At 46.4% G+C, this 12,192-nt stretch carries 9 protein-coding genes; 6 read left to right on the top strand and 3 right to left on the bottom strand.

Going from position 1 to position 12,192, the window contains the following annotated elements:
- Positions 1 to 39 precede the first annotated feature (39 nt).
- Positions 40 to 282, bottom strand: coding sequence for a TonB-dependent receptor (locus tag BN4609_RS17280; RefSeq protein ID WP_068856873.1), 243 nt, complete (start codon positions 280 to 282; stop codon positions 40 to 42).
- Positions 279 to 755, bottom strand: coding sequence for a carboxypeptidase-like regulatory domain-containing protein (locus tag BN4609_RS17275; RefSeq protein ID WP_068856872.1), 477 nt, complete (start codon positions 753 to 755; stop codon positions 279 to 281). The genes BN4609_RS17280 and BN4609_RS17275 overlap by 4 nt, the downstream gene beginning before the upstream one ends.
- Positions 756 to 1,337: 582 nt before the next feature.
- Between BN4609_RS17275 and dcm the strand changes: the two genes are divergently transcribed.
- The 3 genes from dcm to BN4609_RS11950 are packed head-to-tail and all read left to right on the top strand — an operon-like array spanning position 1,338 to position 4,284.
- Positions 1,338 to 2,993 carry a DNA (cytosine-5-)-methyltransferase gene (dcm, locus tag BN4609_RS11960; protein ID WP_241033254.1) on the top strand — a complete coding sequence of 552 codons (1,656 nt, stop codon included), beginning with the start codon at positions 1,338 to 1,340 and terminating at the stop codon, positions 2,991 to 2,993.
- 36 nt (positions 2,994 to 3,029) lie between these two features.
- Complete coding sequence (locus tag BN4609_RS11955) at positions 3,030 to 3,755, top strand: NgoBV family restriction endonuclease (protein ID WP_206196561.1); 726 nt, start codon at positions 3,030 to 3,032, stop codon at positions 3,753 to 3,755.
- A gap of 7 nt (positions 3,756 to 3,762) precedes the next feature.
- Entirely contained in the window at positions 3,763 to 4,284 is a 522-nt protein-coding gene (locus tag BN4609_RS11950; protein ID WP_068856871.1) for a hypothetical protein, read from the top strand.
- A 1,217-nt stretch (positions 4,285 to 5,501) separates the two neighbouring features.
- On the opposite strand, the gene BN4609_RS11940 is transcribed toward BN4609_RS11950, so the two are convergent.
- Positions 5,502 to 5,777 carry a hypothetical protein gene (locus BN4609_RS11940; RefSeq protein ID WP_068856869.1) on the bottom strand — a complete coding sequence of 92 codons (276 nt, stop codon included), beginning with the start codon at positions 5,775 to 5,777 and terminating at the stop codon, positions 5,502 to 5,504.
- A gap of 324 nt (positions 5,778 to 6,101) precedes the next feature.
- On the opposite strand from BN4609_RS11940, the gene BN4609_RS11935 reads away from it, so the two are divergent.
- The 3 genes from BN4609_RS11935 to BN4609_RS11925 all read left to right on the top strand — a co-directional run bounded on the left by BN4609_RS11935 (position 6,102) and on the right by BN4609_RS11925 (position 12,191).
- Positions 6,102 to 7,526, top strand: coding sequence for a Gfo/Idh/MocA family oxidoreductase (locus BN4609_RS11935; protein ID WP_021993792.1), 1,425 nt, complete (start codon positions 6,102 to 6,104; stop codon positions 7,524 to 7,526).
- A gap of 115 nt (positions 7,527 to 7,641) precedes the next feature.
- Positions 7,642 to 9,018 carry a 3-keto-disaccharide hydrolase gene (locus BN4609_RS11930; protein ID WP_021993791.1) on the top strand — a complete coding sequence of 459 codons (1,377 nt, stop codon included), beginning with the start codon at positions 7,642 to 7,644 and terminating at the stop codon, positions 9,016 to 9,018.
- A gap of 437 nt (positions 9,019 to 9,455) precedes the next feature.
- Entirely contained in the window at positions 9,456 to 12,191 is a 2,736-nt protein-coding gene (locus BN4609_RS11925) for a substrate-binding domain-containing protein (protein WP_068856868.1), read from the top strand.
- Position 12,192 lies beyond the last annotated feature (1 nt).

The raw sequence follows: 12,192 nt of genomic DNA, 5'->3' as shown, positions 1-12,192 counted from the left end.
GCCGTAAGAATAGGAGGCATCGGCGAACCACCGGCGCGGCTATTTCTCTGTCACGATGTTGATGACCCCGCCCAGCGCGTCGGTACCGAACCCTACGGGGACGACACCTTTGTACACCTCAATGCGCTTGGCGAAGCTCACAGGGATGTTGTTAAGTCCGAACGAACTCCCCACACCTTCCTGCGGAACTCCGTCGATGAACACCTTTACATGCTTGCCGCTGAAACCGTCGACCATCAGCTGCATGTCCGAGCCCACGCCTCCGCTCTCGCGCAGTTTCACTCCTGGCGCGCGGCGAGCGCGTCGCTCAGGTTCTTTGTGGTGTTCTGCATGCCTCGCGTATCAATGGCAATGGCGTTGTAGGCAGAACGCTTCACCCTGCCGACACCTGTCGCCGTGACCGTCACGGCATTAAGTTCTATAACGTCGGGGGAGAGTTTGAAATCGAGCCCCTGCAGTCCGTTGCCGCCTACCTTTATCTTCCGGTGCGCGTCTTTATAGCCCAATGCAGATACAGAGATTGTATATTCACCCTCCGGTGCCGATATGGTGTAGTGTCCGTCACCGTCTGTCCTGGCACCGAATGGAATGCCCTCAAGGTGTATGGTGGCAAGGTCTATCGTTCCGTTATCTGAAGAGACGACCCGTCCGCTGATGATGACCCGCCCCTGACGGTCGCCTCTGTGTTGTGCATAAACAGATGTAATGCCTGTGAAGCAAACAAGAAAGGAGACCAGTGAGAGATATGATTTCATACTGATATGTTGTGTATTTTTCGTGGTGCAAAGGTACAAACAGACACAATATACATATAATCGCAAAATATAGGTAAAATTTCTCTCAAATGGGAAACCTAAACCGAAGAATACAACAGGTACACACCTATAATTAGGTATAAATGGACGATGCGATACGCATTTATGAAGAAAAGCATTAAGCTGTTGTGGTTATAACGGTTGTACTGATTCTTTTTAGACAAAAAGATTGATGTTATAATGACAAGGCAGATGGGTTGAAGAAAACACCAGGTACAACCGATACAACAAGGAATAGCTCAACAGCTGTACTCCTCTACGCTTCGGATTGTGCATGCAAAAGTACAAAACCAACTTGAAAAATATAGTGGAAAACCACTTACAATTTAATCCACTGGCTAAATACTACTAAAAACACCCTACAAATTGAGATATACGTATAAAATTCCAGAGACAGTTGTCTGTCTCTCAGATTTTATTTGTATTTTTGCCATGCCGTGTCGATGAATTGCTGATATATTTTTGCGCCACCAATAATTCTTTAGACAAGGCTAAATTACGGGCAATTTTTTGTTGTCAAGAATGTTGAAACTTCAAGGACTGCTGTGGTGCGGATATCAGGTTATTTTAGAAGCAATGACCAAGAAACAACTGAAAGATTTAAAACTGACTGATTTCCCTGAGGAAATAGACAGTAAGAATAACATAAAAATATACGGAGAGACATCGTATGAAGACCTGATGGCGGTGATGAGCCTCTATCTGCACAATCATCAGAAGGAAACATGCGAGAAAGAGAGAAAGGAAATAGTTACAGCTATCCGTGAATTTATCTCGCACAAGCAGTTCCATCAAGAGATGGTAGATGGCTTATCCGACGAGGAAATATGGAAGGTTGCAGAATCGCCTTTGCAATATAATCTGTTCGATGACTTCTTTAATATTCCTTTTCCTGCGCCCGAAAATCCTAAGTTCACCTTCATAGACCTCTTCGCCGGCATGGGAGGTTTCCGCATCGCTATGCAGCAACTTGGCGGCAAGTGCGTTTATTCATCTGAGTTCAAAGCTGCGGCACAGCAAGCCTATATTGCGAACTACGGAGAAATGCCATTTGGCGACATCACGAAAGAATCGACCAAACGATACATCCCAGACCATTTTGATATTCTCTGTGCAGGCTTCCCGTGTCAGGCATTCTCGGCAGCGGGGGTAAGAAAGGGCTTTGCCGACGAGACACGCGGAACGCTGTTTTTCGAGGTGGCTCGCATTTTGAAGGAGAAACGCCCAAAAGGATTCTTCCTCGAAAATGTGGAGGGCTTGGTAAACCACGATGGAGGTCGCACGTTACACATCATCCTCGACACACTTCGAAGCCTTGGTTACAAAGTCAGCCACAGAGTGCTGGATGCGTCAGACTTCGGGGTGGCGCAAGCAAGACGAAGAATATACATTGTGGGAACATTCGGCAACGAGGTGTCGCTAGATGGTTTCCCCGTTAGAAAAGCAAAAGTGGGTGACGTGCTGGAGCAGGGCAAACCAGTATCAGATAACCAAATTGCAAAGCTGCTACTCAAAAGATTTTCCTTGGATGAACTCTATGGAAAATCCATTAAAGATAAACGCGGTGGCTGCGACAACATACATAGCTGGGACATTGGCATCAAAGGCGAAACCACAGAGACGGAACGCGCCCTGCTTGACAAGATACTCACCGAGAGACGAAAGAAGAAATGGGCTAGCCAATGGGGCATTGATTGGATGGACGGGATGCCGCTTTCTCGTGAAATGATCGCATCATTCTATCAAGGTGAAGACCTTGACACACTACTTGAAAGCCTTGTGAAGAAACGTTATCTTGTGTACGAACATCCCAAGAAGCGCATCACAAAAAAAAATGGAAGTGGCGTAAGCTACAACGTAAGAGTGGCGGATGAAAATAAGTCAAAGGGTTACAATATCGTAGCAGGCAAACTGAGCTTTGACATAAGCAAGATACTAGATCCCAATGATGTAGCTCCCACGCTTGTAGCAATGGATATGAACAAACTATATGTGGGTGACAACGGAGGGCTGCGCCGACTTACACTGCGCGAGGGTTTGCGGCTGTTCGGCTATCCAGAGGAATATGTGCTAGGAATGTCCGAAAGGGATGGCTACGACCTGTTGGGCAATACCGTGGTCGTACCTGTAATAAAGGCCGTGGCCGAGCGACTTGTTAACGAAATTAGCAAACAGTAAAATTAACGTGATAAAATGTTTTTCGTTTTTGACGATATGAATCCAGCAGACATACTTTACAAAGCCCTACAAGAAGACTTCGGCTTTGAGGGCGCACAGGGAGCTATTAAGTTCAAACTGAAAGACTATGAGATAACGGTTGAGCAGAACAATGTTGTAGGCAACATTCTTGAAGAATGGCTCGACAAGTGGATGACCTCAAAGGGCATTACACACATTCACAACGAGAAGCAATCATCGCCCGACTTCTGGCTCAATCCCGATGACCTCAACAGTGATTGGCTTGAAATCAAATCATTCACAGGCAGCCCAAACTTCGACGTGGCGGCTTTCCGCAGCTTTATCAATCTCATTATAGACAAGCCCTGGAAACTCCACTCCAAACACCTGCTCATCAAGTACAAGAGCGAGGACGGAATCGTTACAATAGAGAAATTCTGGATGAAAAACCTTTGGGAAATATGTTCAACAAGCGGAGTATGGCCTGTCAAAGTGCAATACAAGAATAAAGTCATAGTGAACATTCGCCCCTCGACATGGTATTCAGAAAATCCAGAATTTCCGTCGTTTGAATCACTTGAAGACTTCCTTGCAGCCCTCGAAGAGACTATATATCGTTACCATGATACTCGCAGTACCATTGCTGAGCATTGGAATGAGAAAGTTTGCAAAGCTTATAAAGCGTACTATGGTAAAAACTTGAACATTCCTCGGTGGAACGATATCAAAAGTAAGTATATAAAAGAGAGCTCAGAAGGCTAACTAACACATGGAAGTGCGTAACAAGATTTGGGAAGAGTTCAAGCAAGCAAAAGCAAATGTGGTATGCATTCGCCGTTATAACAGTATTCAACGGCAAATGAACTGTCTCTATCAGGTATTTATTGCTGCATCAGCTGCAATAGGTACTGTTGCTTCCGCGTTCAACATCCAAGCCTCTGTATATGCATTGGGGGCAATAGCTATAGTATCTCTTGCAAAAGCAATCTTTCCTGAAATTTTACAACAGGAGAAAGAACTCTGTGAGCTTGATGGAATAATGGACTACTATAATTCGTTCTTGAACAAACTGGAAGTCTTTTTCTACCAGCTTGACAAGGAACAAAAGACAGATGATGAAGTGATGATGGAGCTTTTCATTCTGAAAGAAACCGAATGCAAGAAGCAATCACAGCTAAACAGGTTAATCAGATGGATTCCAAAATGGCTACAAAATAAAGTTGATAAAGAAGTTGATACATATATAAAAGAAGTTTATTATAATATTTATAATCAAGATGAGCAGCAATAATAGAAGTTATTCGCCAGACACAATACATATTAGTACTGGCGATGATGTTAAGAAGATTCAGGGACAAATGCCGTCAGCAGTTACCACCCCTCCACCCCCTAAACCAAGAAAGTAACAATACCTATTCGGGGCAGAAGAAAACATAAGACATACATAATCCATGATGCCGGAGGGAGGAAGCGTTTGCTTTCGGATACGAGAAAAACGCTCCTTCATCCCGGACAGGAGTACAATGACCTGTTCGTGATAAGCAGTCTGCAACGGTGCGCGGTGCCGCAGAACCGCATGATGACGAAATACCGGAAGTAAAAAATTTTTACACCGCTTTTCCGCAAAACAGAAACGCGACGCGCGTGCAGGCTGTCCCCTTCTTCCGTTCCAGTCATCCGCCACACCGTCTTACCCTGCATTCTATGCCACAACCTACATCGCAATATAACCCCTCCAGTTCTTTTACCTGGCTTTCTCATAATGTCCGTTATCCTTCTTCGGCATTAACTTATCGCGGAAAAGCTCTTTCAGCATGCCCGAACGTACTTTTCCGTGCTCCCATACGGGCTTTCCCGCACCATGGAAAAGCCTTTTCCGCACACCGGAGAAAGCCCATCGAGACCGCCATAAACGCACCACGTTGATACTCAACACATTGCGCAAACGTCCCAAAATTCGTCCATACGGAGGCGGAGGGTCTTCTGTCCGGCTGTAGGCTATTCTCAGCGAGTTGACGCTCTACGCAAGTTCGTCTCCGCTCCACCATATGGCGCAGTCAAACAACAGGCGCATGTCAAAGTATGAAGAGGGTGTGTGGCGGGCTAAACTACCGATGAGACATTGGAATGAAGACCTGAACGGCAGCACAGGATGATGGCAAATATATATACAACATATGAGTAATCATATAATAACAGGTTGATTTTGAACAGCTGCTTAATATTACTCCTTACCGAGAACAGGTCATCATAGTTCCATTCTTATACCGTGCTGCTGTCTGCCGGATTGTGTTCAGCTTTATCTGAGATGTGGATGGCTGCGTCTGAAAAGAAGCGGAAGGCAAGATGACGGCGGCAGTGAGGGAGAAGGATGAGGAACCGGCAATAAGCCTTAAACGCACAACCGGCATTCTGATGCGTTAGGGTTTATCGCAGACAGAAATGTAAAAAAAATAAAAAAACGTAAACATTGATATGATTTATGATACATCTTATTATCAGAAATAACTATCTTTGCACAAAATGATGCTGCGCCCGGGAAATTGAAAACGAGTTTTCTTTACGCCCGATTGCACCATCTTTTAATAAGACGGGCTGCGCTCGGGAAATCGAAAACAGGTTTTCTTTCCGCTCGCTTGCACCATCTTTTAATAAGGCGGGCTGCGCTCGGGAAATCGAAAACAGGTTTTCTTTACGCCCGATTGCACCATCTTTCAATAAGACGGGCTGCGCTCGGGAAACCGAAAACAGGTTTTCTTTCCGCTCGCTTGCACCATCTTTCAATAAGACGGGCTGCGCTCGGGAAATTGAAAACAGGTTTTCTTTCCGCCCGATTGCACCATCTTTGCTACATATTGAGGAGCGTTCTGTGCGGACAGCAACGTGTGTCCGGAGTGCGGCGGTGAATCTGCCGTTTCTTCAGAACAAAACTTTAAAAGGGTCAGAAACGGCACTTTTTTATATTGGAAAGCTTCCGTGCACGTACACGGAAATATGTATCAAGCTAATGGTGATGCCCGCAAAACCTAAACCGGAGCACTCACGGCAGGGTGTTATACGACATAAACGACATAACAACAGTAATAATAATAAAAACCTGATAAGGTAATGACTACACGAAGAGACTTTCTCAAACAGATGGGAGTGGCTGCGGCAGGCTTGGGACTGGCGCCACTCGGTTCGCTGGCTGCAGGGCCGGCAGGTGCAAACAAGACTAAGAACACCGGCGGCGACAAGGTGAAGATAGCCTTTATCGGCATCGGAAACCGTGGTGAGCAGAACGTGGCAGAGTTCGAGCGCACGGGTATGATAGAGGTGACGGCACTGTGTGATGTGGACCTTAAAGGCAAACAGACACAGAAGGTACAGAGCAAGTATCCGAAGGCGAAACTGTTCACCGACTTCCGCGAGATGTTCGAGAAGTACAGCCAGAACTTCGACGCCGTGGTGGCTTCTACTCCGGACCACAGTCATTTCCCCATCGCGATGATGGCGCTTGAGTATGGCAAGCACATTTATCTTGAGAAACCGATGACACGCACGTTCATTGAGGCGGAGCTGCTCATGCAGAAAGCGCGCTCGTGCCCGAAGGTTGTGACACAGGTGGGCAACCAGGGTCACTCCGAAGCAAACTACTTCCAGTTCAAGGCATGGAAGGAAGCAGGCATCATCAAGGATGTCACGGCAATCACAGCCCATATGAACAACCCGCGCCGCTGGCACAGCTACGACTCCAAGATGTACCGTCTGCCGTCAGGAGACGCCCTGCCCGACGGCATGAACTGGGACGTGTGGCTCGGCGTGTGTCCGTGGCGTGACTTCTCAGCAAAGTTCCATCAGGGCGACTGGCGCAGCTGGTATGAGTTCGGCATGGGCGCGCTGGGCGACTGGGGAGCGCACATCCTCGACACGGCGCACGAGTTTCTCGACCTCGGACTGCCTTATGAGGTGTCGCTCACATACGAGAAAGGCCACAACGACTTCTTCTATCCATATTCCTCAACCATACTTTTCCGCTTCGGAGCAAGAGGCAACATGCCGCCGTGCGATGTGACATGGTATGACGGAATAGACAATCTGCCGAAACTGCCCGAAGGCTACGGCAAATCGGAATACAACCCCGACATCCCCGCAAGCAACCAGGGCGACACTCCGGTGGCAAACCTCAACCCGGGCAAGATAATATACAGCCGCGACCTCATATTCAAGGGCAGCAGCCACGGAAGCACTCTGTCCATCATAGGCGATAAGGCTGAGGAGATGAAGAGCAAACTGCCCGAGGTGCCGAAGAGCCCGTCCAACCACTACGTGAACTTCCTCCGCGCCTGTCAGGGAACCGAGAAGACCCGCTCGCCGTTCGAGATAAACGGAGTGCTCAGCCAGGTGTTCTGCCTCGGCGTGATAGCACAGAGACTGAACGCGCAGCTCTTCTTCGACCCGCGCACAAAACAGTTCACCAACAACACCTTCGCCAACGCGCTGCTCTCGGGCATGCCGCCGCGCAAGGGATGGGAATTCCTGTACAAGGTGTAAGGCACGACGCACACACACCATTGTGCTGACGCATCCGTGTGTGCAGTACACAATATAACATAAAACAACTCCGACGGCATTACGGAGGAGAACAGATTATAAACCTACAACGAAAATGAAAAAACAGATAATGACAGCCTTCGCCGCACTGCTCTTGCTGCCGGCGACGGCACAGGAATGGAAACCGCTGTTCAACGGAAAGAGTCTCAGCGGATGGACACAGAAGAACGGAAAGGCGCAATATAAGGTGGAGGACGGCGCGATAGTGGGATATACTAAGATGAACACGCCCAACTCCTTCCTGTGCACGAAGAAACAGTACGGCGACTTCATCCTTGAGTTCCAGTTCAGAATAACCGACGGGCTCAACTCAGGAGTGCAGCTGCGCAGCGAAAGCGTCAAGTCGTATAAGGACGGACGTGTGCACGGCTATCAGTTCGAGATAGACCCGTCGCAGAGAGCATGGACGGGCGGCATCTACGACGAGGCGCGCCGAGGATGGCTCTATCCGCTCACAAAGAATCCGAAAGCCAGAAAGGCATTCAAGAACGGACAGTGGAACAAGGCACGCATAGAGGCTTACGGCAACAGCATACGCACATGGGTGAACGACATTCCGTGCGCCAACCTGTGGGACGACAAGACTCTGAGCGGCATCATAGCACTGCAGGTGCACGCCATAGACAACAAGGCGGACGAGGGCAAGACCGTGGCATGGCGCGACATACGCATATGCACGGAGGACGTGGAGAAATATCTCACACCCGAAGACCGCACCCCGCAAGCCAACTGCATAGACAACACCCTGTCGCCACAGGAGGAGAAGGCTGGCTGGAAGCTGCTGTGGGACGGCAAGACAACCAACGGATGGCGCGGAGCCAAACTCGACGCATTCCCCGACAAAGGATGGAAGATAGAGGATGGAGTGCTCAAGGTGCTGGCTGCCGACGGTGGAGAGTCGTCAAACGGAGGTGACATCGTCACCACCGACACGTACGACAGCTTCATACTTACCGTAGACTTCAAGATAACAGAGGGCGCAAACAGCGGCATAAAATACTTCGTGGACCCGGAAGCCAACAAAGGCGAGGGCTCTGCCATAGGCTGCGAGTTCCAGATTCTCGACGACCTGCGCCACCCGGACGCCAAGCTCGGAGTGAAAGGCAACCGCAAGCTCGGCTCGCTCTACGACCTCATACCTGCTCCGGAAAAGAAGCCTTTCGACATCAACAGCTTCAACACAGCCATGGTGATAGTAAGAGGCAAGCACGTGGAGCACTGGCTCAACGGAGTGAAACTGCTGGAGTACGAGCGCGACAACCAGATGTGGAACGCACTCGTGGCATACAGCAAGTACAAGAACTGGAAGAACTTCGGCAACCACAAGCGCGGCAACATCCTGCTTCAGGACCACGGCAACGAGGTGTGGTTCAAGAACGTGAAGATAAAGCCTCTGAAGATGAAGAGGATAGACAGGCGTCCCCGTCGCTGAAAAACAGCCAAGGTCTGTCCTCCACACAAAACAACACCGACAGACCTTTACATATAACGGCAGGCGACAACAGCAGCACGTCATAACATATACAGACATGAGCATCCCCGGTGGCAGTGAAACAAGATACTGGCACCGGGGATTTTTATATAAAAAAAAGAATTATCCGGCTAAAGATATAAATGCCATAAACACATGAAAAACAGATAATATATGTACCGAATCCTTTATTATCAGGAACAGGTAGATATATAATATAAAAAACACAAGACATTATTTATATCATTCCATACATTTATTACATATCACCATATACTTTATTTATACTTTTGCATGAGTACCGAACTCAATAATTGAAGACCCTTAATAAAGAACGAACAATCCGCAAGAATCATAATATGTCACAGAAGATTCATAAAAAAACAACATGGAGGTTGATGTGCCTTGCTCTCATACTGACAGCAGCAGCAACACTTATGTGCCTGTCATCATGCGACAGGGAACAGAAATTCAAAATAGGAGTTTCTCTTTTTCATAAATATTCATGGCGTGAGAAGCTTTGTGATGAGATGAGATACACTTCATTCAAATATAGCAATGTGGTTCTTGACATAGCATCTGCAGAGAACGATGGCGCGCGGCAAGCCCGACAAATCAAGAAAATGATAGACAACGGTATAAATCTAATAATTGTATCACCAATACCAGACCCTCGTGTAACTGCCATTTTGGACAAAGCCTACGACAGTGGCATCCCAATAATAGCCGTTGACAACAGACAGGTTATAAAGCGATACACCGCATATATAGGAGCGGACAATAACAAAATAGGGGAACAAGTCGCCGATTATGTCAGTGAAATACTAAACAACAAGGGCAACATCGTTGAAATAATGGGAAAGAAAGGCGACATCCCGACAATAGAACGCAGCAGCAGTTTCCTCAGAGTATTGAAGAAACATCCTGACATGCATATAGTTGGCAGTGAATATTGCAACTGGAGATACCAGGAGGCAATTCCTTGTCTTGAGAGATTATTCAACGAAAACAAGAAAGTGGACCTTGTATTCTTTCATTCGGACGGTATGGTGCCAGACATTAGCGTTATATCCAAACTACGCGAAAAGAACCCGCAACTGAAGCTGGTCAGCATAGACGCCCTTTCAAAGGAACCATTCGGACTGCAAAAAATAAAGGACGGTATACTCACGGCTTCGTTTGTATATCCGACACGTGGCGACATGGTGCTCGACCTCGCCATAAACATACTTAAAGGAAAGCAATACACGAGAGAGACAATACTTCCCACCGGAGTTGTTGACAGTAGCAACCTGCAAACGATACTGCAACAATATATAGAGATAAACAGTCTGGATTCACAGATAAGCCAGATGCAGGAAGACATGAAGATAATGTATAACTCCAGAAAACAACAGAGAATGGCTGTATGGATGCTATGCATAATAATAATAACTATCTTTTCGGCTCTCATAATATCATATATACAACTGAAAAAAATAAGAAGGCTCAAAGCTTCTCTGCATATACAACTTGACAAACAGAAAGAGCAGACCCTTATGCTGAAGGAAAACAATATCGCTCTGAAAAACAAAAACCAGAGAATAGCAAGAGAGGCTGAGATAAAGATGAACTTCTTCACAAACATAAGCCATGAAATAAGAACTCCATTAACCCTTGTAATGGGACCGGTGGAGGAACTCATGAACGTAAGCACGCTTTCTGACAGACAGAAAAAGAATCTTCTTACTCTCGCAAGCCATAATCTGTCGTTACTACACGAACTTGTCAACGAAGTATTGGATCTCCAGAAACTACAAAACAGAATGATGAAACTGAAACTTGTCCATTTTGATTTGGCTAAAGCCATAAATGATTGGGCAGAAAACTTCAGGCATATGGAGATAGAGCGGCAAGTAACACTATCCATACCTTCATCGGTGCATCCTATATGGATTGAGGCTGACAGAATAAAAATGACAAGCATATTTGTGAACCTTGTAGGAAACGCATTCAAATTCACAAAGCCTGGAGGAATCATAAGAGTTACCGTAAATGTGGACAAATCGAATCCGTCTGAGCTGCAGTTCTGTGTGAGCGACAATGGCAGAGGTATAAAAAAGATAGATTTGCCACACATCTTCGACACATTTTATCAATCAAGCGACACTCGCGGAGGAACCGGGATAGGTCTGTCTGTAACAAAATCATTCGTAGAAATGCATCACGGAACGATAACCGTACAAAGCACGGAAGGAGCAGGGACTACATTTGAGATAACAATGCCATTGAGACAGACTAAAATAGAAACCTGTATGACAGCAGAACCGGAAGAGATTGATACAGAAACAAGAAATGAAGATAAGGACACTCGACCGAAAATCTTAATAATAGATGACAACACGGAGATGAGAAATTATATAAGACTCATACTTGGCGACAAATATGTGACCGTAGAAGCTTGCAATGGACTGGAAGGTTACGAGAAAGCACAATCTACTGTACCGGATGTGATAATCTGTGATGTGATGATGCCGGTCATGGACGGACAGGAATTTTGCAGTAAATTGAAATCTACCATATCAGTAAGCCATATTCCGGTCATATTGCTCACAGCAAGAAGTCTTGACGAACATAAGACAGAAGGATATGAGGTCGGTGCGGATTCATATATAACCAAACCGTTTCAGGCAAGACTGTTGCTCTCACGTATCGAGAATCTGCTCGAAAACCGCATACTTCTAAGAAACATATTCGGAAATGATATGGACAACAGATACATCCATAACGACAAGCCGAAAGAAATGGAGTTCTTGAGAAGATTCCGCGACTATATAAAGGAAAATATGTCGGATCAGACTCTGTCTGTAGAACTAATGGCACAACACATGTGCATAAGTAGGGCACAACTGTATTCAAAAATAAAGTCGTTTACAGGAATGTCACCGATAGAACAACTTAAAGCCGCACGACTGATAAAAGCAAAAGAATTGCTGATAACCACAGACATACAAGTGTCCAATATTGGATATGATGTGGGATTCACGTCTCCATCATATTTCACAAAATGCTTCCGTGAGAAATACGGAATGACACCCAACGAATACAGGGCGAAACAAACAAGACAAAACGTCACAACACAAAATGAACAATAAG

Origin of the sequence: Leyella lascolaii (assembly GCF_900079775.1) — a bacterium.
In the GTDB taxonomy this organism is placed as follows: Bacteria; Bacteroidota; Bacteroidia; order Bacteroidales; family Bacteroidaceae; genus Prevotella; species Prevotella lascolaii.
Note: the sequence above shows the minus strand (reverse complement) of the source record. Positions and strands in the feature narration are given on the sequence as shown.